We start from the raw sequence: 22,231 nt of genomic DNA, 5'->3' as shown, positions 1-22,231 counted from the left end.
CGGTTCGATCGCCGCCCTGGCCCAGGCCGGCGGGCCGCTGCGGGAACCGGTGCTGCTGGCCCGCGCGGCCATCGCGTCCGGGGACGTCGCCACGGCCCAGACCATTCGCGGCCGTTTGACGGCGGACAAGACGCCGGGGGCGACGACGACCGACCTGGCCATTCTCGACGCCCTGATCGCCGCCGCCTCGGGCAAGGTCGACAACCAGGTGCTGGGCAATCTGATCGCGCGCGGCGCGACCGGCGGCGCCAAGTCGCCGGCCCAGCCCGCCGCGGTGCTGCTGGCCAGCCTGGGCGGCGCGATGGACCCGGACGCCCGCGCCCAGTTCGCCAATTTCGAGCTCCCCAAGCCCGTCGCCTCGCCGGCGCGCGCGGTGTTGCTGGACGACGCCGGGGCCGCCAAGCGCAAGGGCGAGGCCGGCCTGCTGGCCCTGTCGATCGCGCTGGAGACCGGTCCCACGGGGCCGCAGCCGGTCGACCGCGCCCGCATCGCCCAGGCCCTGGTTCACGCCGGCCTGGCCGTCGACGCCCGCGCCATCGTCGTCGAGGGTCTTCTGGGTCTGGCCTACGCCAAATGAGCGGGAAGGGGGCCGGCTGGGTCGACGCCTTCCTGGAAATGATGGCCGTCGAGCGGGCGGCCGCGCGCAACACCCTGACCGCCTATGGCAAGGACCTGGACGACGCCCGCGCCTTCCTGGCCGGCCGGGGCCGCGATCTGGACGACGCCGACGCGCAAGACGTCGAGGCGTACTTCCAGGACCTGGGCGCGCGGGGCCTGTCCCCGGCCACCGCCGCCCGCCGCCGCTCGGCCGTCCGGCAGTTCTATCGCTTCGTGCTGGGCGAGGGCTGGCGGGCCGACGATCCCTCGCGCCGCGTCGCCGCGCCCAAGGCGGGACGCCCGCTGCCCAAGGTGCTGGAGCGCGACGAGATCGAGCGCCTGCTGGCCGCCGCCACGAAGAAGGACGGCGCGCAGGGCCTGCGCCTGTCGTGCATGATCGAGCTGATCTACGCCTCGGGCTTGCGGATCTCCGAGCTCTTGGCCCTGCCGCTGTCGGCCCTGGCGCGGGACCCTGCCTATCTGATCGTCAAGGGCAAGGGCGGCAAGGAGCGGCTGGCGCCCCTGAACGACGCCGCCCGCGCGGCGGTGAAGGCCTATCTCGCCCAGCGTCCGGCCTTCCTGCCCAAGGGCGCGAAGGATAGCCCCTGGCTCTTCCCGTCGCGCGGCGCCACCGGCCGGCTGACCGCCCGCCGCGTCGGGCAACTGCTGGAGGACGCCGCCATCGCCGCCGGGATCGACCGCGAAAAAGTCAGCCCGCACGTGCTGCGCCACGCCTTCGCCACCCACCTGCTGGAGGGCGGCGCGGACCTGCGCGTGATCCAGACCCTGCTCGGCCACGCCGACATCGCCACGACCCAGATCTACACCCATGTGGCCGGCGAGCACCTGGCGCACGTTGTGCAGACCAAGCACCCGTTGGGACGGAAGAAGACGTAGATTGGGATTGCTACTTGCGTGGCAGGGTCAACGAGCCGGAGCCCGCCGCCGCACCAACGACCAGCGCCGGAAGGACGCGTGATGTGAACCCGAAAGCGCCCAGAAGGGCCTTCGCTATCGGGCTGATCGCGAACGGGGTCCAAGCGTCCGTGAGAAGTTGGCCGCCGAGGCTGAGCAAAATGCTCGCCGCGAAGAACGTGAGCCACTGGCGGCCGGTCAGGGCGCGAAGCCGCTGTTTCAGGCTCATGAGAGGCTCCATAGGACGAGCAAAACCTATCGCTATGCGTTCGGCATGTAAATCAGCGCGGATCGCCTAGCATTGACGTGGCCCGGGAAATCCGTAGGAAAGCCCGCACAAAATATACGGGTTTGCTTCGCGCCGCCCGACCTAGCAGGGACCCCCTATGTCCGAAGAAACCCGCGACTCCAACGGAACCCTCCTGGCCGACGGCGACACCGTCACCCTGATCAAGGATCTCAAGGTCAAGGGCTCGGGCGGCGTGACGCTCAAGCGCGGCACGGTGGTCAAGAAGATCCGCCTGACTGGCGATCCCGACGAGATCGAGGCCAATGTCGACAAGGTCCGGGGCCTGGTCCTGCGCACCGAGTTCGTCAAGAAGGCTTAGAGCAAGCCGCGCCCTATGGATCGCGCGGCTTGCTCTCGATCGCTGCTTTCGCATCGCTTTCGCGGAAAGCCGGCGTCCACCTTTCCGCGCGATGCTTTGGCTTAACCTTCCTCGCATAACGTCGGCCGCCGAGAGGGCCAGAACGGCCGACGGAGCGCGAAGCGCATGGTTTCGACAAGTCTGGTCGCCGGACTGATCACGCTGGCCCAGGGGCGCGTGAGCGCCGGCGCGACGGCGAAGGTCGCCAAGAGCGCGGAAAAGGCCAAGGCCGACAGCGCCAGCGCCCTCGACCAGGTCAAGGCGCAGGCCAGGGCCGACCGCAAGACCCGGATCGGCGACGCCAAGGACCAGGCCCGCGCGCGCGTCCAGCGGCTGATCGAGCAGATGAAGCTGCTGAAGAAGCTCTACGCCGACGACCCCAAGAAGATGGCCAAGGCCCTGGCCGAGGCCGCCAAGGAGCTGCAGGGCGCGGTCAAGGACTATGCCGCCGCGGCCAAGGACAGCGGCGAAATGTTCGCCGACGACTTCAAGTCCCTGCCCGACGCGGCCGCCAACCCCGACGCCGCCGCCTCGGCCCGTAAGACTCTTGAGGACGAGGCCAAGGCCGAGGCCGCCGGCGACATGGACTTCATCAAGCTGGTCCGGGGCCTCGGCGCCGATCTGAAGGATCTTCTCCTGACGGCGCGCACCAAGGCGACGCTGACCATGAAGGAAAAGTTCGAGGAGACCGATGACTACAAGGACGCCGAAAAGGGCCTGAAGGACCTGGGCAAGAGCGTCGACGACCTTGATCAGCAGGTGCGCTCGGACATGCCGCCCGGCAGCCTTATGACGCTGGCCGCGTGAACTAGAGCCCTTTCCGATCTGATTGATCCAATCAGATCGGATAAAAAGGGCTCTAAATCAAAAGTTTAGAGCATTTTTCGATCCGATAACCGTTTCACACTTATCGGAAAATGCTCTATCCGGCGTCGTGGGCTTGCTGGAGCTTGGCGACGTCGATCTTCACCATGCCCATCATCGCCTGGAACACGCGGGCGGCGGCGGCCTTGTCGGGGCCGGTGGTCATCTCGATCAGCTGTCGCGGCGTGACCTGCCAGCAAAGGCCATAGCGGTCCTTCAGCCAGCCGCAGGCGATCTCCTGACCGCCGTCCGCCGTGAGCGCGTTCCAGTAGCGATCGACCTCGTCCTGGCCGTCGCAATCGACCGTCAGCGAGATGGCGTCGGTGAAGGGATGGCCCGGCCCGCCGTTCATGGCGACATAGGGCAGGCCGTCCAATTCGAACGTCACGGTCATCACGTCGCCGGCCTTGGCGCCGGTGTGGGGCAGGTCGGTCGGCAGGCCATTGACGCTGACGATCCGCGAATTGGGGAAGATCGCGACGTAGAACCGCGCGGCCTCCTCGGCTTCCTTGTCGAACCACAGGAACGGGCTGATCTTGGACATGGGTTTCCTCCGTTGTCGTGATCCTAGAACGATCGGGGGCCGTCGGTTCCGACAGTGCGTCGAAGAAAAACGTCGCGCCGCGATTGACGGCCACGACGGGAAGATTGCCTGATCCTCTAGATCGGCGAATGAAGCCCTGGGGCCGGGGACGACTCGATCCTATCTCGCGACCGCCGGCGAAGGAGCCGCCGGTCCAGCCTGACGAAGGAGCATCCCATGAAGACGCGTAAACTCGGCGACGGTCTCGAGGTCTCGGCCATCGGCCTCGGCTGCATGGGCATGGGCCAGGTCTATGGCACGGCGCTGGAGACGGCCGACGCCCACAAGCTGCTGGCCCGCGCCGTCGAGCTGGGCGTGACCTTCTTCGACACCGCCGAGGTCTATGGACCCTTCACCAACGAGGTGCTGGTCGGCGAAGGCCTGAAGCCCTTCCGCGACAAGGTGGTGATCGCCACCAAGTTCGGCTTCGACATCGCGCCGGAAGGGACGGGCGAGGGCTTCACGCGGATGCGCGGCGTCAACAGCCGGCCCGAGCATATCCGCGCGGTGGCCGAGGCGTCGCTGAAGCGCCTGGGCGTCGAGGTGATCGACCTCTTCTACCAGCACCGCGTCGATCCGAACGTGCCGATCGAGGACGTGGCGGGAGCCGTCAAGGACCTGATCGCCGAGGGCAAGGTCAAGCATTTCGGCCTCTCCGAGGCCGGCGCCGCGACGATCCGCAAGGCGCACGCCGTCCAGCCGGTCGCCGCCCTGCAGAGCGAATATTCGCTGTGGTTCCGCGAGCTGGAGGCCGAGATCCTGCCGACCCTGCGCGAACTGGGCATCGGCCTGGTGCCCTACAGCCCGCTGGGCCGCGGCTTCCTGACCGGCGCCGTCAAGGCCGAGACCCTGGGCGAGGGCGACTTCCGCAAGGGCCTGCCGCGCTTCCAGGGCGAGGCCCTGACCAAGAACCTCTCGCTCGTGGACGCGCTGACGGCGATCGCCGGCGAAAAGGGCATTACCCCGGCCCAGCTGGCGCTGGCCTGGATCCTGCGCCAGGGCGAGGACATCGCCCCGATCCCCGGCACGACCAAGATCGGTCGGCTGGAGGAGAACCTCGGCGCGGTCGACGTGACCCTCACCGCCGAGGACCTGTCCCGCATCGCCGCCGCCGTGCCGGAAACGGCGGTCGAGGGCGAGCGCTACACCAAGGCCGGCCTGGCGATGGTCGGGCGGTAGACGACGAGTTCCTCCCCCGCATCGCGGGGGAGGTGGCCCGGAGGGCCGGAGGGGGCAGCCGGCTTGGGCGGCGCTGGCTTGACGCCCTTGCCGCGCCGCCGCATGGTCTTTCGCAATTGCGAAATGATCCCTCGAAGGGACAGCGGGGAGTGACCGGCATGAAGACGCCGCGCGGCTTTTTCAAACCTCTGGCGATCGGCGCCCCGACGCCGTACCGCGAGCTGCCCGCCCGCGTGGAGCGGATGATCCACTTCGTGCCGCCGCACCTGGACAAGGTGCGCGCCAAGCTTCCCGAGATCGCCCCGACCGTCGATGTCATCCTCGCCAACCTGGAAGACGCCATTCCGGCCGACGCCAAGGGCGCGGCCCTGGCGGGCCTGGTGGCCATGTCGCGCGAGATCGACTTCAAGGCCCTGGGCGTCGGCTTCTGGACGCGGATCAATTGCCTCAATTCGCCCTGGCACCTGGATGAGATCAGCACGATCGTCGAGAAGGCCGGCGACAAGATCGACGTGATCATGGTCCCCAAGGTCGAGGGTCCGTGGGACATCTTCTACATGGACCAGCTCCTGGCCTCGCTGGAGGCCAAGCACGGCGTCACCCGGCCGATCCTGCTGCACGCCATCCTGGAGACCGCCGAGGGCGTGATGAACGTCGAGGCGATCGCCGCCGCCAGTCCCCGAATGCAGGGGATCAGCCTGGGTCCCGCCGACCTCGCCGCCAGTCGGGCGATGAAGACGACCCGCGTCGGCGGCGGCCATCCTGGCTATCGGGTGATCGAGGATCCCCACGCGGACGGCGCGCCCCGCGTCAGCGTCCAGCAGGACTTGTGGCACTACACCTTCGCCAAGATGGTCGACGCCTGCGCCGCGCACGGCATCAAGCCGTTCTACGGTCCGTTCGGGGCGATCGACGATCCCGTCGCCTGCGAGCAGCAGTTCCGCAACGCCTTCCTGATGGGCTGCGCCGGCGCCTGGAGCCTGCACCCCAGCCAGATCGAGATCGCCAAGACGGTCTTCAGCCCCGACCCGGCCGAGGTCGCCTTCGCCAAGAAGATCCTCGAGGCCATGCCCGACGGCACGGGCGTGGCCATGATCGACGGCAAGATGCAGGACGACGCCACCTGGAAACAGGCCAAGGTGATGGTGGACTGCGCGCGCCAGATCGCCGCGAAGGACGCCGAGTATAGGGCGCTTTACGGGTTTTAGCGCTGAACAGATGCTCCCCCGCGATGCGGGGGAGCTGTCACGGAGTGACTGAGGGGGCGAGCTGAGCGAGGGCCGTGTCTGCCCCCTCCGGCCCTCTGGGCCACCTCCCCCGCATCGCGGGGGAGGATCTATCGGATCAATTCCCCGCCACCGTCGTCACCACGCGCGCGCCGTTGGTCAGCAGCTGGTGGATCGGGCAGCGTTCGGCGATCTCGAACAGGCGCTCCAGCTGTTCGTCGGTCAGGTCGCCCTCGATGCTGATCACGCGCTCGAAGCGCTCGTGCGGCGTCTGGTCCTTGTCGAAGTGCGAGAAGACCTCGACGTGCATGTGGCTGATCGTCCAGCCCTTGCGGTTGGCGTAGAGGCGCAGCGTCATGGTCGTGCAGGCGGCCAGGCCGGCGGCGACCAGCTCGTGCGGATCGGGGCCGAGGTCCAGCCCGCCTTGCGCCACTGAGATGTCGGCGACGATGGTCGAGGGGCCGGCCGTGACAAAGGTCTGCAGGCCGCCGCTGCCCGTGTCGGTGGCGGTGGCGAACGGGCGGGTGGGGACGGCGTCGGTCATGGCGTTTCCTCGAAAAGGGAGCGCCCTTCCTACCACCCCGTTCAGGGCCGCGCTTGCACGATCGGCGTCAGGATAAAGTCCGGTTCGTGGTCTGGGCCGAGCGTGATCGAGGCGACCGGGATCACGGGCCGCTCGCTGGCCAGCCGGATCTCGACCCTTGCCAGCAGGTTCGCCAGGATGATCTGCGCCTCGGCCAGGGCGAAGCCCGCGCCGATGCAGACGTGCGGCCCGGCGCCGAACGGCAGGAACGCCTCGACGCCCCACGGATGCGGCTGGTCCAGAAAGCGCTCGGGATGGAACGCGGTCGGCGCGTCCCACAGCTTGCGATGCCGGTGGATCAGCCACGGGCTGATGGTGACCATGCAGCCGGGAACGACCGCGAAGCCGCCGATCTCGTCGGCCTCCAGGGCCGTCCGCGCGATCAGAGGGACCGACGGATAGAGTCTCAGCGTCTCGAACAGCACCGAGCGCATCAGCGGCCAGGCCTTCAGGTCGTCGAGGCTGGCGACCCCCTCCGGCGGGAACGCCTGGACCTCGGCGCGCAGGCGGTTCTGCGTCGCAGGGTCTTGGGCCAGCAGCAGCGCGGTCCAGAACAGCAGGCGCGAGGTAGTCTCGAAACCGGCCGCCAGCATCGAGCCGCACTGGTCGCGAATTTCTCGATCCGACGGCGGCGCGTCGTCCTCGTCCCGCGTCGCCAGCAGGCGGTCCAGCAGGTCGCGGACCTCGGGATGGGGCGCCGCGCGCCGCGCCGCGATCAGAGCGTCCACGGCGGCGAGCCAAAGGCCGCCGATCCGCCGACGCTCGCCGTCCAGGAAGGTCAGGTCGTCGGCGCCCTTGCTGACGTAGTCCATCAGGTTGAAGTGGGCCGGCCCCTCCATGTAGCGGCGGGCCAGCTTGGCCAGCACCGCGCCCTCGGCGTCGGCGCGGCGGGAGAAAAGGGCGCGCAACACCGCGTCCAGCGCGGCCTGATGGAACGCTTCGGCCAGATTGACCCGCGAGCGGCCATCGAGCGCTTCCGCCAGACCCGCGCCGGCGTCCCGGAAATGGGGCAGCAGGCCGCCGATCGCGGCGGGCGTAAAGACCGGGGCCAGGCTCTTGCGCTGTCGTTTCCAGGTCGCGCCCTCGGCCAGCAGCAGGCCTTCGCCGACCAGGGGGCGCAGCGGGCGACTGGCCTTGATGGGGCGGACATAGTGGGGAGAGGTGAGCACCCGGCGCGCGCTGGCCGGGTCGCTGACGACCAGGCCCGGCTGGCCCAGGAAGGTGTAGGGGGTGAACAGGTCTTCGAAATCCGCCTCGCAATAGGCGCCGACCAGGTTCCGGCTCATTTCACGCGCGATGCGCAGCTCGCCGAGCAGGGAGCCGCCAAAGGGGCGGGGATGAACCTTCGGCGCGGGCGGGATCAGCGGGGCGGGAGAGCTAAGGGCGTCTAGGATCGACACGTCCATGGCGCGGCCTTCCGGAAGCGGGGCGCGGAAGGAGGCCCCATCCGGAAGCGCAACCTAGCCTTGCTCGCCGACCGACGCAATAATTCATCGCGCGTTGAATTAAGCCGCCGCCTGCTGCGGGCCGAAGACGTCGAACACGCGCTTGGCGCCGCGCCAGACTTCCACGAAGTCACAGCGGTGGTGCATGTCGAGAAGTTCGAAAGCTCTCGCGCGGGCGGCCGAGTCATCGGCGCAGGGCGTGACGTCGAAACGAGGAACCGAGCCGTCTGACTCGACACAGAAAAAGGTAAACACCTGCATGGGAACTGTGCGCTCTCATCAGGCGGGGCCGCGCACGTTCGATGGCGGGGGCCGCGGGGCGCGGATCGTCTTCCGCGATCCGCTACAAAACACCGTAGGACTCTTTGTCGCGATTCACCAGCGAAGAGAGTCTCGATTCGAGACTCACCTGTGAACCACATCCGAGAGCCTGTGGATAAAACCCGGCGGATCGATGGCGGTTCCTCGCCGGAATCTCGCCTCTTTCCCTCGACGGATTCCGCCACTAGGTTCGCACCCTTTCCTTCAAGGCGACGTTTAAGAGTCCATGGCCGCCCATTATCTCGATTTCGAACGCCCGATCGCTGATCTGGAAAGCAAGATCGAAGAGTTGAGCAAGCTCTCCGAGACGGCTGGACCGGGCGCGTTCGACCTCGAGATCCAGGCGCTGCGCGACCGCGCCCAGGCCCTTCGCAAGGAGGCCTACGCCAACCTCGACGCCTGGCAGAAGACCATGGTCGCCCGCCATCCCGAGCGGCCGCACCTGCGCGATTATGTCGCGGGCCTGATCGACGAGTTCGTCGAGCTGCGCGGCGACCGCAAGTTCGCCGACGACCAGGCCATCGTCGGGGGCCTCGGCCGTTTCCGCGGTCAGCCGGTCGTGGTCATGGGCCATGAGAAGGGCCACGACACCACCACGCGCCTGAAGCACAATTTCGGCATGGCCCGCCCGGAAGGCTACCGCAAGGCCGTCCGGCTGATGGACATGGCCGAGCGCTTCTCCCTTCCCGTCATCACCTTCGTCGACACCGCCGGCGCCTATCCGGGCCTGGGCGCCGAGGAGCGCGGCCAGGCCGAGGCCATCGCCCGCTCGACCGAGCGCTGCCTGACCCTGGGCACGCCGATGGTCGCCACGATCGTCGGCGAGGGCGGCTCGGGCGGGGCCATCGCCCTGGCCGGCGCCAACCGCGTGCTGATCCTGGAGCACTCGATCTATTCGGTGATCTCGCCGGAGGGCGCGGCCTCGATCCTGTGGCGCGACGGCGCCCGGGCCAAGGACGCGGCGACCCAGATGCGCATCACCGCCCAGGACCTGATCAAGCTGGGCATCGTCGACCGCATCGTCGACGAGCCGGCCGGCGGCGCCCACTCCAACACCGAGGTCGCCATCCGGGCGGTGGGCGACGCGGTGGAAGAAGAGCTGAAGGCCATGGCCCATATGAGCGCAGAGCAGCTGCGCAAGCAACGCGCGGACCGCTTCTACGCGATCGGCCGCGCGGGCCTGCAGTAAGAGATCACATTCGGGTCGGGGGACCTTTTAGGGAACCTTCGATGCGTCTTGTTCTGCTCGTCTTGCCGATCGCTCTGCTGGCGGGGGTCGGCCGCGCGGCGGAGCCAAAGCCCTCGCCGGCCTATGAACACTGCCTAGCTTCGCCTGGCGGAACCAGCACCGTGGGCATGGTCGCCTGCGCCAACATGGAGTTGGAGGCGCAGAACGCCCGGCTGAACCGCGCCTACCAAGGGGCCATGAGCCGGTTGAGGCTGCCGCGCCAGAAGGCGGCCCTGCAAAAGGCTCAGCGGGCCTGGATCGCCTTCCGCGACGCCGACTGCGCCAGCCAGGAAGACTCCGAATGGAGCAAGCTGAAGCAGATTTCCGCCAACGACTGTGTGTTGTCCCGCACGATTCAGCGCGCCGATGAACTAGAGAAGTTTCGTCAGGCCCAATGAGGCTCTTGCCTGACCTAAGGGTCGCTTCCTCATAGTCCCTGGACAAGAAGAGGGAGATCCGTCGCCATGGCCATCAAGACCCGTTTCACCGAGCTGTTCGGCGTCGAACACCCGATCGCCCAGGGCGGCATGCAGTGGGTCGGTAAGGCCGAGCTGGTCAGCGCCGTGGCCAACGCCGGCGCGCTGGGCTTCCTGACCGCCCTGACCCAGCCGACGCCCGAGGCGCTGTCCAAGGAGATCGCCCGCTGTCGCGAGATGACCGACAAGCCGTTCGGCGTGAACCTCACCATCCTGCCTGCCATGACGCCGCCGCCCTATGCCGAGTACCGCGCGGCGATCATCGAGAGCGGGATCAAGATCGTCGAGACCGCCGGCTACAAGCCGCAGGAGCATGTCGACCACTTCAAGGCCAACGGCGTGAAGGTGATCCACAAGTGCACCGCCGTCCGCCACGCGCTGTCGGCCGAGCGGATGGGCGTCGACGCCATCTCGATCGACGGCTTCGAGTGCGCCGGCCATCCGGGCGAGGACGATATTCCCGGCCTGATCCTGATCCCGGCCGCCGCTGACAAGGTGAAGATCCCGATGATCGCCTCGGGCGGGTTCGGCGACGCGCGCGGCCTGGTCGCGGCCCTGGCCCTGGGCGCCGACGGCGTCAACATGGGCACCCGCTTCTGCGCCACCAAGGAAGCGCCGATCCACGAGAACTTCAAGCAGGCCATGGTCGCCAACGACGAGCGCGCCACCGACCTGATCTTCCGCACCCTGCACAACACCGCCCGGGTGGCCCGCAACGCCATCAGCCAGCAGGTGGTGGCCATCGAGCGGGCCGGCGGCGCCAAGTTCGAGGACGTCGCCGACCTGGTGAAGGGCGCGCGCGGCCGCGAGGGCCTGGAAAGCGGCGACGTCGATCACGGCGTCTGGACCGCCGGCATGGTCCAGGGCCTGATCCACGACGTGCCCAGCGTCCAAGAGCTGGTCGACCGCATCGTCGCCGAGGCCGAGACCCTGATCCGCGGCCGCCTGGCGGGGATGGTCGGGTAGGGGCGCGCCGGAGAAGACTCTCACCCCAGCGCGCCGATCGCGCGCGCCAGGGCGGTCAGGCGGGCGCGGACCGGGCCCGGCGGCAGGTCGAGGAAGGCCTCGGCCAGGGCCGGCCCCTCGGGCGCGGCGATCATCTCGGCCACCAGGTCGCGGCCATGGGCGCGGTCGTTGTCGGCCGGCGCGGGCAGGCCGTCGAAGAACCGCGCCACTGGCAGGTCCAGCGCCAGCGACAGGCCGTGCAGCACCGAGGCGCTGACGCGGTTGGTCCCGCGCTCGTACTTCTGCAGTTGCTGGAAGCTGATCCCCAGCTGCTCGGCCACCGCCGTCTGGCTGAGCCCCAGGGCTCGCCGTCGTCCGCGCAGCACCTGGCCGACATGGCGGTCGACCGGGTGCGCGGCGATCTTCGGCTTAGGCTTCGGCGGCGTGCGTTGACGACCCATGCGTGCGAACCTCGACTTGAGCGCGAAAAATACACACCTTCAGTGTGTAGATGCCGGAGCCGTCCAAGGCAAGGGTCGCGCGTGCCCGCCGACTCCGACCTGATCGCCCTGGGGCGAGAAATCCGCACCCGCCGCAAGGCGCGCAACCTCAGCCAGGAAGCCCTGGCCGAGCTGGCCGGTCTGCACCGCAACTATGTCGGCCTGCTGGAACGCGGCGAGCGCAACCCCAGCGCCACCACCCTGTTCCAGCTGGCCCGGGCCCTGGATATCCGTCTGGCCGAGCTGGTCGGCGGTCTCTGAATCTCGTCCGCCTTGTCCGTGGCGCCTCACCCGTCGCTTCCGTCCTCCTCCGCTCGCGCCTCGTCCATCGCCGCCAGGAGCTCCGCGACCGGCCGGCCCAGCGCCCCGGCGATCCGCCGCAGCGCCAAGTAGTCGATCTCCGCCGCCCCGGCCTCGACCGCCGCCAGCGCCGCCGCCGTCATCCCCGCCCGCGCGGCCAAGGCCTCCAGCCCCAGCCCGGCGCCCTCCCGCAGCGCCCGGACCCGGCGACCCAGCTTCGACAATGGCGACGCCGTGTTCATGGAATATTCTAGTCTCGCGAGAGTGGCGGCGTCAACTCGCGTTTCGCGGCGGAGTGGGGCGACGGGATGTGAGCGGCGCTGGCCCCCTCCACCGGCGTTCGCCGGTCCCCCTCCCCCGAGAGGGGGAGGAGAGGGGAGGGAGCGAGGCGCGGGCGGTGGCTCTGCGCTACCGCCCCGCCCACCGCAACGCCGCCTCGGCGCTGTCGTCGGGGCGGGTGTTGAAGGCGATGCGGACGGTCGGGGCGGCGCGGTGGATGGCGTTGATGACCGCCTCGAACAGGAAGAGCCGGATCGGCGGGACGCGGACGCCGGCGCCGACCACCACCACGTCATAGGGCGCGGCGGCCAGGGCCTCGGCGACCTCGCGCTCGGCCGTCGCCGGATCGGGCTGGATGTAGAGGTTCTTGGCCGCGTAGCCCTGGGCCGCCAGGTCGGCCAGGGCGGCCTCGACTCCGGCGCGCACCTTGTCGGCGGTCATGCCGGGAGCGATCCCCGGGGCGTTGAAGTCAACGGTGTCGGGGTCCTGCCCGACAATCAGGATTCTGGCGGTCATGACAGCTTTCCCTCTTGGCGGCGGGGAGCTTGGCCGGGGGAACGGTGTTCCGCAAGCGGAGGGTGTGGCGCCGGCCCCCTCCACCGGCTTCGCCGGTCCCCCTCCCCCAAGAGGGGGAGGAGAGGGGAGGGAGAAACGACGGGGTGAAGTTCCGGCCCGCCTTCACCCCATCGCCGACACCAGCCCCAGGTGCTCCACGAACGGCTCGAAGTCCCGGTCGCTGAACAGCAGGGCGTGGCCGCTTTCGATGCAGCGGGTGGCGATCAGGGTGTCGATGGTCTTGCGGGGCGTGACGCCCAGGCCGCGTAGGGCGCGGTAGTTGCGGGCCGCCTGGAGGGCGATGTCGTGGCCGGCGATCTCCACGAGGGTGAAGGCGCTCAGCGCCGCCAGCGCCTGGTCGAAGTCGCTCTGGCGCGGGAAGCCTTGCAGCACTTCAGTGAGGATCAGGTCGCCGATGGCCAGGGGCTCGACGCCGAGCAGGGCGTCCAGGCGCTCGACCTGCGGCGTGGCCGTCCCTCGGAAGAAATCGATCCAGACGCTGGAGTCGACCAGGATCACGCGTCGTCGGTCCGAGTCGCGTCGAGGTCGCCGTCCCAGGCGAGCCGGCCGCGCAGCTTCCGGATGTCGCCTTGCTGGCGCAACTTCAGCAGTGTCTTGAGGCCCAGCTCGACGGCTTCGCGCTTGGTCTTCAGACCCGTGGCCTTGAGCGTCTCGGCCATCAGGGCGTCATCGATGACGACGTTGGTGCGCATGATGTGTATCCGTTTTAGCGATAATACACATAGCATGCGAGGTCTAGGATCGCCAGCGCTGGCCCCCTCCACCGGCGTTCGCCGGTCCCCCTCCCCCAAGAGGGGGAGGAGAGGGGAATCTGGAGCGAGGCCGAGCTTGCCCCCTCCGGCCCTCTGGGCCACCTCCCCCGCGACGCGGGGGAGGATCTGTCGGCGGCTACTTCCGCTTCTTGCGGAACTCCTCGGCCTTCTCCTGACGGATCTCCGCGCGAATTCGCTTGGGGGCGGACTTGTCGACGGCGTCGCCGGTCGCGGCCAGGGCCTCGTTGGCGAATTCCAGGTCCATCAGCTTCATGCGCTTGATCTCGTCGCGCAGACGAGCGGCGGTCTCGAATTCCAGGTTGGCGGCGGCCTCGCGCATCTTGGCCTCAAGGTCCTTCAGCGCGGCCTTGAAGTTGTCGCCGCTGAACGGGCGGTCGTCGGTCTCGGACATGCCCATGGGGACGAGCACGCGGTCGCCGCGCTCATAGGGGCTGTTGAGGATGTCCTTGATGTCGCGCTTGACGCTCTCGGGCGTGATGCCGTTGGCCAGGTTGTAGGCGTGCTGCTTCTCGCGGCGGCGGGCGGTCTCGGCCATGGCCCGCTCCATGCTGCCGGTGATCCGGTCGGCGTAGAGGATGACCTTGCCGTCGACGTTGCGGGCGGCGCGGCCGATCGTCTGGATCAGCGAGGTCTCCGAGCGCAGGAAGCCTTCCTTGTCGGCGTCGAGGATGGCGACCAGGCCGCATTCGGGGATGTCGAGGCCCTCGCGCAGCAGGTTGATGCCGACCAGCACGTCGAAGTGGCCGAGACGCAGGTCGCGGATGATCTCGATGCGCTCGATCGTGTCGACGTCGCTGTGCATGTAGCGGACGCGAATACCCTGTTCGTTCAGGTACTCGGTCAGGTCCTCGGCCATCTTCTTGGTCAGCACGGTGACCAGGGTGCGGTAGCCCTTGGCGATGGTCTGGCGGATCTCGTCGACCACGTCGTCGACCTGGGAGGCGCCGTCCTTGGAGACCGGGCGCACCTCGACCGGCGGGTCGATCAGGCCGGTGGGACGGATCACCTGCTCGGCGAAGACGCCGCCGGCCCGCTCCAGCTCCCAGGCGGCCGGGGTGGCGGAAACGTGCACCGATTGCGGCCGCATCGCGTCCCACTCCTCGAACTTGAGGGGGCGGTTGTCGAGGGCGGAGGGCAGGCGGAAGCCGTACTCGGCGAGCGTCCATTTGCGGTTGCGGTCGCCCTTGTACATGGCGCCGATCTGCGGAACCGTCTGGTGGCTCTCGTCGGTGAAGAGGAGGGCGTTGTCGGGGATGTATTCGAAGAAGGTCGGCGGCGGCTCGCCGGGTTTGCGGCCCGACAGATAGCGGCTGTAGTTCTCGATGCCGGCGCACGAGCCGGTGGTCTCGATCATCTCCAGATCGAAGGTCGTGCGCTGCTCCAGCCGCTGGGCCTCCAGCAGCTTGCCGTTGGCGACCAGCCAGTCGAGGCGCGCCTTCAGCTCCTTCTTGATCTCGACGATCGCCTGGCGAAGGGTCGGGCGCGGGGTGACGTGGTGGCTGTTGGCGTAGACCTTGATCATCTCGAGGTCGGACGTCTTCTTGCCGGTCAGGGTGTCGAACTCGGCAATCGCCTCGACCTCGTCGCCGAACATCGTCACGCGCCAGGCGCGGTCCTCGTAGTGGGCGGGAAAGATCTCGATGGTGTCGCCGCGCCGGCGGAACGTGCCGCGCTCGAAGGCCTGGTCGTTGCGCTTGTACTGCTGGGCCACGAGGTCCGCGATCAGCTGCTTCTCGTCGACCCGCTGCCCGACCTCCAGGGTGAAGGTCATGGCGGTGTAGGTCTCGACCGAGCCGATGCCGTAGATGCAGCTGACCGAGGCCACGACGATGACGTCGTCGCGCTCCAGGATCGCCCGGGTGGCCGAGTGGCGCATCCGGTCGATCTGCTCGTTAATCGACGAGTCCTTCTCGATATAGGTGTCCGTCCGGGGCACGTAGGCTTCCGGCTGGTAGTAGTCGTAATAGCTGACGAAGTACTCGACCGCGTTCTCCGGGAAGAACGACTTCATCTCGCTGTAGAGCTGGGCGGCCAGGGTCTTGTTCGGGGCCAGGATCAGGGCCGGGCGCTGGGTGCGCTCGATGACCTGGGCCATGGTGAAGGTCTTGCCCGAGCCGGTGACGCCCAGCAGCACCTGGTCCTGGTCGCCGCGCTCGACCCCCTCGACCAGCTCGGCGATGGCGGTCGGCTGGTCGCCGGCGGGCTGGTAGTCGGAGACGAGCTTGAACTTCTTGCCGCCCTCGGACTTGTCCGGCCGCGCGGGGCGGTGCGGGGTCCAGAGCATGGGCATGACGCCGGCCGAAACGTCAGCGACGACATCGCCGGTCGCGTCGAAGACGAAGGGCGTGGAGACGTCGGAAACGCCATCGGACGGGGTGCGGGCCATGGCTCCAAATTAGGAGCGCCTGTCCGCGAAGGCTAGGGGGCCTGCTGACGGAGGATGGCAGCAGGGTGGCGGTAGGAATTCTTCGCGCCCTTGGGTCGCGCAACGTCTCCGGGTCGTTGGTCTGGCGATCAACGAGCGGGCGGGCATATTTCGGCGGCCTCGACGAAGGCTCCCGCTCCGATACTGGACGCGTTCCGAGCGTGACGCGCCGGGCCGAGGCGTGACGCGCCTGGCGGTGTTCCCTGGGCCGGGCGCGTCGGACCCGCCTATTTCGGCTTGGCCGCCGTGTCGACCACGGCGCCGGCGGTGGCGCCCACCGCCGCGCCGACCGGTCCGCCGACAACGGCGCCGGCCACGGCGCCGCTGGCCGCGCGCTGCTCCATGCCGTGTCCGCAGGCGGCGAGGGTGAGGGCGCAGACCGCCGTCAGAAGGGCGGTGCTCAGAGTCGATCGGAGGTTCATTTCGGCGCTCTTGCGTTAAGGGTCGTGACCTCGTCGAGTAACGGCAGGTGGACGCCGAGGTTCCGCCACGCTCGGTTGAACAGAGGCTTGGCGAGGCCTTGGCGACCACAAAAAAACGACGATTTCGATCTTGCGGCTTTTCGCCAGGATTCAAGGCGTTACCCGGTTCGACCGTGCGACGCTTTCCCGCACGAGCCGCCTCGCGTCGCCCTGGGTGCTTGCGAGTCGGTCATGGATACGTCATAAGCCGCGATACGCAGGATCCTGGCCACAGCGTGATACGGCCGATCCTCCGCTTCGAAGGGCTTCCCGCCAGTGTTTTCCGGGGGCTTTCGGGGCGATTTTGTCGGGGGGCCGGTGCGCCCTCGCCGCGCAGGACACGAGTTTTGTATATCAAGTCGCAGACGCGCGCGGACGCGCGCGGGCTGGTCGGCGCCGTATTGGTCGGATCCGCGACGGGTCTGGCCCTGGGCGGCGTTTACCTTCTCGGTGGCCTGGCCCACACGGCCTCCACCCACGCCCGCGTCGCCCGATTGGCGGAAGGCGCTTCGGGGGACTTCTCCGACGCGGCCATGCTGAGCGCTTCTACGCGTATGGACCCCGGCGCGCTCGCCGTGGCCAAGCGTCACGATCCCTATCTGTTCGCCGCCGTCGATCAACGCGACCGCCAGACCCAGATGCTGGCCGCGCGTCTCGAAGGCGCCGGCGCCAACCTGCTGCCCGGCCAGAGCGGCCGTTCGGGCCCCCTGATGCTGCGGGCCAGCTTCGGGTCCGCCGGCTTCGCCCCGGCCGCCGCCTCGCCGTTCCAGCTGGGCAACGCCCTGGAAAGCTCGCGCGAGCTGGAGTGCCTGGCCGACGCCGTCTATTACGAAGCGCGGGGCGAGACCCCCAGCGGCCAGGCCGCCGTGGCCCAGGTGGTCATGAACCGCGTTCGCCACCCGGCCTTCCCGAAGTCGATCTGCGGCGTGGTGTTCCAGGGCGCCTATAACCGCACCGGCTGCCAGTTCAGCTTCGCCTGTGACGGCTCGATGCGCCACACCCGCGACCTCGGCGCGTGGAACCGGGCGCGCAAGATCGCCGCCCGCGCCCTTTCGGGCGACATCGCCAACCAGATCGGTTCGGCCACCCACTTCCATACCCTGGCCGTGTCGCCGGGCTGGGGGCCGCGCCTGCTGCGCGTGGCCCAGGTGGGGATGCACATCTTCTATCGCTTCGGGCGTCACGGCGCCGCGACCGGTGGGCAGGCGCCGACCGCCGACGACATCGCGCCGTCGGACATCGCCAGCCTGACGGCCGACGGCAAGCCGCCGGTGATCTACGCGGCCAGCGCGATCGGTCGCGCGGATCCGGCGACGGCCGCGGGCGGACAGGGCGGGCCCATCGGTCCCGTGTCCGAGCCGGCCTCCGCCCCCGCCGCTCCGGCGCCGAAGGCCGCCCCGGCCGCGCTCACCCCCGTGAAGACCACGATCCCGGCCGCCGATAAGCCGGCGTCCAAGGCCATCTCGGTCTCGTCGGAGCGCGCGCCGCTGGAAGGCCTCAAGACGACAGTAGGGGCTGGGAGCGGAGCTGCTTCCTGACGGCGCCCGGCATGTGGCTGGTGGCGAAGCGCATCTGCTTGGCCCGCTTGCCCACGAAGTAATGCAGCGCCTTGCCGTGGGCGGCGTCCCAGACCACCTGGGCGGCGTCCTCGACCGGATAGACCTCCAGCCCGCCCTTGCGCAGCGCGTCGGCCATCTGCTCGTTCGTGCCTGACGCTCCGGCGTTCAGGATCGGCGTCTCGACGAACCACGGCATGACGCAGGCGACGCTGACGCCGTGGGCGGCGTACTCGATGTCCAGCGCCTCGGACAGGCCGCGCACCGCGAACTTGGTGGCGGAATAGACCGCCAGCTTCGGCGAGCCGTATAGCCCCGCGCACGAGGCGACGTTGATCAGCCGCCCGCCCGCGGCCTTCAGCAGCGGCAGGCCCGCCCGCGCGCCGTTGACCACGCCCTTGATGTTGACGTCGATCTGGATGTCGCAGTCGGCGTCGGACAGGTCCTCCAGCACCCCGAAGCGGGCGACGCCTGCGTTGTTCAGCAGCACGTCGGCCTTGCCGCCCGTTTCGCGGCCGAATTCGCCGAGCGCGTTTTCCCAGCCCTCGCGGTCGCGGACGTCCAGCACGTGGACCGAGGCGTTCTGGGCGCCCAGGCTATCCTGCGTCGCCTTCAGACCGGCCTTGTCGATGTCGGACAGGCCCACGAACCAGCCGGCGCGCGCGAAGCGCTGGGCGCTGGCGCGGCCGATGCCGCTGGCCGCGCCGGTGATGAAGATGCTCTTGCGGCCCTCGGCGGCCATGGGTCGTCCCTCCGGATAGTCTTGTTATCAGCGATCAGACGCCGGGAGGGCAGGGCGGTCAAGGCCGAGATCCGTCTTGCCACGCGGGGCCGCCCGCCCCGATGATCGCGGCGTCCTGGCCGCGCGAGTCCCCATGTCCCACGACCGTCTCGACCCGCTATCCAAGCCGCGTCCCGCCCGTCGGACGGAGCGGGGGGCGTGAAGCTTCGCGTCGCCACGGCCCAGTTCGCCGTCTCGGCGGATATCGACGCCAATCTGGCGGCCGTCGAACGGCTGTTGCGCCAGGCGCGCGCGGCGGGCGCGGATGTCGTCCACTTCCCGGAAGCGGCGCTTTCCGGCTACGCCGGCGTCGATTTCGAGGGGTTCGACGGTTTCGATTGGCCCAGGCTCCAGGCGGCGGCGCGGCGGGTGATGGCGCTCGCGGGCGAGCTGCGGCTTTGGATGGTGGTCGGCTCGGCCCATCGGCTGTCCGGCGATCACAAGCCCCACAACTGCGCCTATGTGATCGACGCCTCGGGCGCGCTGGTCGACCGCTACGACAAGCGCTTCTGCGCCGGCGACCCCGCCGGCCTGACCGGCGATCTCGCGCACTATTCCTCCGGAGACCATTTCGCCGTCTTCGACATCAAGGGCGTGCGATGCGGTGTCCTGATCTGCCACGACTACCGCTATCCCGAGCTCTATCGGGCTTATCATCGACGGGGCGCGCGGCTGATGTTCCACGGCTTCCACGCCGGCGGGCTGTCGGAAGAGCGGTTCGCGGCCATGGAGGCCTGGGTCGGCGCCCATCACCTGACCGGTGGGACCTCCCTGCCAGCCATCACCATGCCGGCCGGCATGATCGCGGCCGCTTCGAACAACAACATGTGGATCAGCTGTCCCAACTCATCGGCGCCGAGAAGCTGCTGGCCGTCGTTCTTCGTGCGGCCTGACGGGGTGATCACCGGCGCGCTGGAGCCCGAGACGGAAGGCCTGCTGATCTCCGAAATCGATCTGGCGGCCGACATCTACGACAGCACTGTCGCCTGGCGCGACCGGGCGATCGACGGCGCGCTGCATTCGGGGGACTTGGTCGACGACCCGAGGTGGAAGGATCGCGCGACGCTTTAAAGCTTCAGCCCCACCTTCGGCCCGGCCCAGACCATCGCCGCGTAGAGCGCCATGGTCAGGACGCAGCCGGCTGTCAGCGCGGCCCAGAAGGGCGCGCCGCGTTTCAGCAGGACCGGGATCAGCAGGAACATCGGCAGCGAGGGCAGCACGAACCAGAAGGTCCCGGTCGCGTGGTCGGCCAGGCGGACCGGGTCGTGGGTGTCGCGCCACAGCCAGATCATGCCCAGCACCGAAACCAGCGGCAGGGACGCGACCAGGCCGCCCAGTCCGGGATAGCGCTTGGAGATCTCCGCGACGGCGGCGACGATGACGCCCGAGACGGCGGCCTTGATCGCGAGATAGAGCATGGCCTCGGACTGGACCGTTCGGGCGCCCTAGCGGCGCTCCCAGTGGCAGACGCGGACGCGGTGGTGACCGCGACGCTCGACCTTGCAGATCCGGACCTTGTGCGGACGATGGTGATCGGGGCCCGGACGGTGGTGCGGATTGGCGCTGGCCAGGCTCGGTACGGTCAGGGCCAGGGCGGCCGCGGCCACGGCGGAGACGCCCAGCAGTTTCTTCGTCGTCATGCTCTTCTCCGGGTGAAGGTTGAGTCCTTAGCGTCCACCCAACGTTTCCAAGCATTGTTTCGCGCGTGTGTCAGCCGAAACCAAGCGATCAGCCGGCGCGGGCGGCGCGGCGCAGGGCCTGGGGGGGCTGGCCGAAGGCGCGGATGAAGGCGCGGCGCATCCGTTCGCCGTCGCCAAAGCCGGTTTCCAGCGCCACGTCCTCGATCTGCAGCGGGCCGCTGTCTAGCAGGGCGCGGGCGGCCTCGACCCGCAGGCGCTCGACGGCCTTGGCCGGGGTGACGCCGGTCTCCTGGGCGAACTGGCGGGCGAAGTTGCGCGGGCTCATCCCGGCGCGCTCGGCCAATTGCTCGACCGACAGGGGCTCCGAGAGGTTCTGGCGGGCCCAGGACAGCAGGGCGTCGAAGCGTCCGGGGCGCAGGTCGATCAGGGCCGAATGCTGCGACTGGCCGCCCGGGCGGTGGTGGTAGACGACCAGTTGCTGGGCGGTGCGGCGGGCGATCGTCTCGCCCTCGTCGGCCCCGATCATGGCCAGGGCCAGGTCGATGCCGGCGGTGATGCCGGCCGAGCTCCACACCGAACCGTCCTGGATCCAGATGCGGTCGGGCTCCAGCCGGATGTCGGGATAGCGGCGCTGGAAGTCCTTGGTCCGGCTCCAGTGGGTGGTGGCGCGCTTGCCGTGAAGGAGGCCCGCCTCGGCCAGGACATAGGTTCCCGAGCACACCGAGGCGACGCGGCGCGCTTGGCGGCCGGCCTCGCGGACGAAGGCCAGGGTCTCGGGACAGGTGGCCGGAACCTTCACCCCGTCCCCGCCGGAGATCAGCAGGGTGTCGAGGCGCGGCGCGTCGGCGAGGGCGGTCGTGTGGATCGTCACGCCGGACGAGCTGGGGGTCGGCTCGCCCCGCAGCGACAGGAAATGCAGCGAATAGGCGCCCGGCGAGAACCGCCCGGCGATCTCGAACGCCGCGATGGGGCCGGTGGCGTCCAGAAGCTGGAAGCCCGGATAGACGAGAAAGCCGATCGCGCGGGGCATGGAACCTCCGGTGGCGGTTTCCGTGGGAACTATGTCATTTCAGCCAGACGCTAACTGAACCATGTTCTGCCCGTCAATCGTGACGGAGATTTTCGATGCGGCAGACTCTTCAAATCGTGATCGCCCTGTTTCCGGACGTCACCCATCTGGACTTCACCGGACCGCACCAGATCCTGTGCCGTCTGCCCGGCGCGACCGTGACCGTGGCCAGCCTGGCGGGCGGCGAGATCGAGGCCGACGGCCTGGTCTTCGCCCGCCTGCCCAAGCTGTCGGACATCCAGGCCTGCGACGTGCTGATCGTGCCGGGCGGCTTCGGGACCACGGCGGCCATGGGCGACCCCGACTTCATCTCCGAAATCCGCCGCCTGGCCGACGGGGCCAAATATGTCTGCTCGGTGTGCACCGGCTCGCTGGTGCTGGGCGCGGCGGGGCTCTTGAAGGGCAAGCGGGCGGCCTGCCACTGGGCGTGGCGCGATCAGCTGGCGCTGTTCGGCGCGATCCCCGACGCGGCGCGGGTGGCGCGCGACGGCCGCTACATCACCGGCGGCGGCGTCACGGCGGGCATCGACTTCGCCCTGACCATGGTCGCCGAGCTGGCCGGCGACGACGTGGCCCAGGGCATCCAGCTGGCCGTGGAATACGCCCCGGCCCCGCCGTTCAATTCGGGGCGGCCGGAGCTGGCGCCGCCGAAGGTCCTGGAGCGGATCAGCACGCTTTACGGCAAGGCGATGGATGAGCGGGTCGAGGCGGCGAAGCGGGCGGCGGAGAGGGTTTAGCCGGCGCTTTTCTCTCCTCCCCCTCTTGGGGGAGGTGGCGCGGCCGCGAAGCGCGCCGTGTCGGAGGGGGCTGGTCATGATTCGGCAAGCCCCGCGCTGTCCCCCTCCACCGCCGTTCGGCGGTC

General features: G+C 69.1%; 27 protein-coding genes and 2 pseudogenes. 13 read left to right on the top strand and 16 right to left on the bottom strand.

Features of this window, described 5'->3' with window-relative positions; all coding sequences use genetic code 11:
- Positions 1-577 (top strand): annotated as a pseudogene (locus tag FCU40_RS17040) (hypothetical protein); the annotation flags it as partial.
- Entirely contained in the window at positions 574-1,494 is a 921-nt protein-coding gene (locus tag FCU40_RS17035; RefSeq protein ID WP_168076517.1) for a tyrosine recombinase, read from the top strand. The pseudogene FCU40_RS17040 and the gene FCU40_RS17035, both read left to right, overlap by 4 nt.
- A gap of 10 nt (positions 1,495-1,504) precedes the next feature.
- Here FCU40_RS17035 and FCU40_RS17030 read toward each other — a convergent pair whose 3' ends face one another.
- Positions 1,505-1,741 carry a hypothetical protein gene (locus FCU40_RS17030; RefSeq protein WP_168076512.1) on the bottom strand — a complete coding sequence of 79 codons (237 nt, stop codon included), beginning with the start codon at positions 1,739-1,741 and terminating at the stop codon, positions 1,505-1,507.
- A gap of 157 nt (positions 1,742-1,898) precedes the next feature.
- On the opposite strand from FCU40_RS17030, the gene FCU40_RS17025 reads away from it, so the two are divergent.
- Both FCU40_RS17025 and FCU40_RS17020 read left to right on the top strand, forming a co-directional pair.
- Complete coding sequence (locus tag FCU40_RS17025; RefSeq protein WP_004621989.1) at positions 1,899-2,120, top strand: alkylphosphonate utilization protein; 222 nt, start codon at positions 1,899-1,901, stop codon at positions 2,118-2,120.
- 165 nt (positions 2,121-2,285) lie between these two features.
- Positions 2,286-2,966: a hypothetical protein gene (locus FCU40_RS17020; RefSeq protein ID WP_168076511.1), complete on the top strand. Its 681-nt coding sequence runs from the start codon at positions 2,286-2,288 to the stop codon at positions 2,964-2,966.
- Between the two features lie 115 nt (positions 2,967-3,081).
- Here FCU40_RS17020 and FCU40_RS17015 read toward each other — a convergent pair whose 3' ends face one another.
- A complete protein-coding gene (locus FCU40_RS17015) occupies positions 3,082-3,567 on the bottom strand; it encodes a VOC family protein (RefSeq protein WP_004621982.1) in 486 nt (161 codons plus the stop codon).
- 216 nt (positions 3,568-3,783) lie between these two features.
- On the opposite strand from FCU40_RS17015, the gene FCU40_RS17010 reads away from it, so the two are divergent.
- Both FCU40_RS17010 and FCU40_RS17005 read left to right on the top strand, forming a co-directional pair.
- A complete protein-coding gene (locus FCU40_RS17010; protein WP_004621980.1) occupies positions 3,784-4,785 on the top strand; it encodes an aldo/keto reductase in 1,002 nt (333 codons plus the stop codon).
- A 149-nt stretch (positions 4,786-4,934) separates the two neighbouring features.
- Positions 4,935-5,993 (top strand): CoA ester lyase, encoded by a 1,059-nt coding sequence (locus tag FCU40_RS17005; protein WP_175582091.1) that lies wholly within the window; start codon positions 4,935-4,937, stop codon positions 5,991-5,993.
- 136 nt (positions 5,994-6,129) lie between these two features.
- Here the strand turns inward: FCU40_RS17005 and FCU40_RS17000 are convergent, their stop codons facing one another.
- From FCU40_RS17000 to FCU40_RS16990, 3 genes are all read right to left on the bottom strand, one after another.
- Positions 6,130-6,555, bottom strand: a complete 426-nt coding sequence (locus FCU40_RS17000; RefSeq protein WP_168076509.1) for an OsmC family protein — start codon at positions 6,553-6,555, stop codon at positions 6,130-6,132.
- Positions 6,556-6,596: 41 nt separating this feature from the next.
- Complete coding sequence (locus FCU40_RS16995; protein WP_168076508.1) at positions 6,597-8,000, bottom strand: cytochrome P450; 1,404 nt, start codon at positions 7,998-8,000, stop codon at positions 6,597-6,599.
- A gap of 99 nt (positions 8,001-8,099) precedes the next feature.
- Positions 8,100-8,300: a hypothetical protein gene (locus tag FCU40_RS16990; protein WP_168076506.1), complete on the bottom strand. Its 201-nt coding sequence runs from the start codon at positions 8,298-8,300 to the stop codon at positions 8,100-8,102.
- Between the two features lie 286 nt (positions 8,301-8,586).
- On the opposite strand from FCU40_RS16990, the gene FCU40_RS16985 reads away from it, so the two are divergent.
- From FCU40_RS16985 to FCU40_RS16975, 3 genes are all read left to right on the top strand, one after another.
- Entirely contained in the window at positions 8,587-9,549 is a 963-nt protein-coding gene (locus FCU40_RS16985) for an acetyl-CoA carboxylase carboxyltransferase subunit alpha (protein ID WP_004621971.1), read from the top strand.
- Between the two features lie 41 nt (positions 9,550-9,590).
- Positions 9,591-9,986, top strand: a complete 396-nt coding sequence (locus tag FCU40_RS16980; RefSeq protein ID WP_168076504.1) for a lysozyme inhibitor LprI family protein — start codon at positions 9,591-9,593, stop codon at positions 9,984-9,986.
- A gap of 66 nt (positions 9,987-10,052) precedes the next feature.
- Entirely contained in the window at positions 10,053-11,030 is a 978-nt protein-coding gene (locus FCU40_RS16975; RefSeq protein ID WP_004621967.1) for a nitronate monooxygenase family protein, read from the top strand.
- 20 nt (positions 11,031-11,050) lie between these two features.
- On the opposite strand, the gene FCU40_RS16970 is transcribed toward FCU40_RS16975, so the two are convergent.
- Positions 11,051-11,470, bottom strand: a complete 420-nt coding sequence (locus FCU40_RS16970) for a helix-turn-helix transcriptional regulator (protein WP_004621965.1) — start codon at positions 11,468-11,470, stop codon at positions 11,051-11,053.
- Between the two features lie 81 nt (positions 11,471-11,551).
- On the opposite strand from FCU40_RS16970, the gene FCU40_RS23375 reads away from it, so the two are divergent.
- Positions 11,552-11,770, top strand: coding sequence for a helix-turn-helix transcriptional regulator (locus FCU40_RS23375; protein ID WP_004621963.1), 219 nt, complete (start codon positions 11,552-11,554; stop codon positions 11,768-11,770).
- Between the two features lie 26 nt (positions 11,771-11,796).
- Here FCU40_RS23375 and FCU40_RS16960 read toward each other — a convergent pair whose 3' ends face one another.
- The 6 genes from FCU40_RS16960 to FCU40_RS16935 all read right to left on the bottom strand — a co-directional run bounded on the left by FCU40_RS16960 (position 11,797) and on the right by FCU40_RS16935 (position 16,284).
- Entirely contained in the window at positions 11,797-12,051 is a 255-nt protein-coding gene (locus FCU40_RS16960) for a helix-turn-helix domain-containing protein (protein ID WP_004621962.1), read from the bottom strand.
- 166 nt (positions 12,052-12,217) lie between these two features.
- The gene (locus FCU40_RS16955) at positions 12,218-12,604 is read right to left on the bottom strand and encodes a hypothetical protein (RefSeq protein WP_168076500.1); all 387 of its coding nucleotides are present in this window, start codon (positions 12,602-12,604) and stop codon (positions 12,218-12,220) included.
- Positions 12,605-12,766: 162 nt separating this feature from the next.
- The gene (locus FCU40_RS16950) at positions 12,767-13,162 is read right to left on the bottom strand and encodes a PIN domain nuclease (protein WP_168076498.1); all 396 of its coding nucleotides are present in this window, start codon (positions 13,160-13,162) and stop codon (positions 12,767-12,769) included.
- Positions 13,159-13,356, bottom strand: a complete 198-nt coding sequence (locus FCU40_RS16945) for a type II toxin-antitoxin system VapB family antitoxin (protein ID WP_168076496.1) — start codon at positions 13,354-13,356, stop codon at positions 13,159-13,161. The genes FCU40_RS16950 and FCU40_RS16945 overlap by 4 nt, the downstream gene beginning before the upstream one ends.
- Positions 13,357-13,552: 196 nt before the next feature.
- Entirely contained in the window at positions 13,553-15,823 is a 2,271-nt protein-coding gene (uvrB, locus tag FCU40_RS16940; protein WP_168076494.1) for an excinuclease ABC subunit UvrB, read from the bottom strand.
- Positions 15,824-16,089: 266 nt separating this feature from the next.
- Positions 16,090-16,284, bottom strand: a complete 195-nt coding sequence (locus tag FCU40_RS16935; protein WP_004621956.1) for a hypothetical protein — start codon at positions 16,282-16,284, stop codon at positions 16,090-16,092.
- 386 nt (positions 16,285-16,670) lie between these two features.
- Between FCU40_RS16935 and FCU40_RS16930 the strand changes: the two genes are divergently transcribed.
- A complete protein-coding gene (locus FCU40_RS16930) occupies positions 16,671-17,861 on the top strand; it encodes a cell wall hydrolase (protein ID WP_168076492.1) in 1,191 nt (396 codons plus the stop codon).
- Here FCU40_RS16930 and FCU40_RS16925 read toward each other — a convergent pair.
- A pseudogene (locus FCU40_RS16925) lies at positions 17,821-18,652 on the bottom strand (SDR family oxidoreductase). The gene FCU40_RS16930 and the pseudogene FCU40_RS16925 sit on opposite strands and share 41 nt — an antisense overlap.
- A 167-nt stretch (positions 18,653-18,819) precedes the next feature.
- Between FCU40_RS16925 and FCU40_RS16920 the strand changes: the two are divergent.
- Complete coding sequence (locus FCU40_RS16920) at positions 18,820-19,731, top strand: carbon-nitrogen hydrolase family protein (RefSeq protein ID WP_168076490.1); 912 nt, start codon at positions 18,820-18,822, stop codon at positions 19,729-19,731.
- On the opposite strand, the gene FCU40_RS16915 is transcribed toward FCU40_RS16920, so the two are convergent.
- The 3 genes from FCU40_RS16915 to FCU40_RS16905 all read right to left on the bottom strand — a co-directional run bounded on the left by FCU40_RS16915 (position 19,728) and on the right by FCU40_RS16905 (position 21,330).
- Entirely contained in the window at positions 19,728-20,078 is a 351-nt protein-coding gene (locus FCU40_RS16915) for a DUF3147 family protein (RefSeq protein WP_168076488.1), read from the bottom strand. The two genes, FCU40_RS16920 and FCU40_RS16915, sit on opposite strands and share 4 nt — an antisense overlap.
- A gap of 27 nt (positions 20,079-20,105) precedes the next feature.
- A complete protein-coding gene (locus FCU40_RS16910) occupies positions 20,106-20,300 on the bottom strand; it encodes a hypothetical protein (RefSeq protein WP_004621945.1) in 195 nt (64 codons plus the stop codon).
- Positions 20,301-20,388: 88 nt separating this feature from the next.
- Positions 20,389-21,330 (bottom strand): GlxA family transcriptional regulator, encoded by a 942-nt coding sequence (locus FCU40_RS16905; protein WP_168076486.1) that lies wholly within the window; start codon positions 21,328-21,330, stop codon positions 20,389-20,391.
- Positions 21,331-21,425: 95 nt separating this feature from the next.
- Here FCU40_RS16905 and FCU40_RS16900 point away from each other — a divergent pair, with 95 nt between their 5' ends.
- Positions 21,426-22,106, top strand: coding sequence for a DJ-1/PfpI family protein (locus FCU40_RS16900; protein ID WP_168076484.1), 681 nt, complete (start codon positions 21,426-21,428; stop codon positions 22,104-22,106).
- Positions 22,107-22,231: the final 125 nt, after the last annotated feature.

Source organism: Caulobacter sp. SSI4214 (genome assembly GCF_012184455.1).
GTDB classification, from domain to species: Bacteria; Pseudomonadota; Alphaproteobacteria; order Caulobacterales; family Caulobacteraceae; genus Caulobacter; species Caulobacter vibrioides_E.
This window is presented reverse-complemented; position numbering and strand designations above follow the sequence as displayed.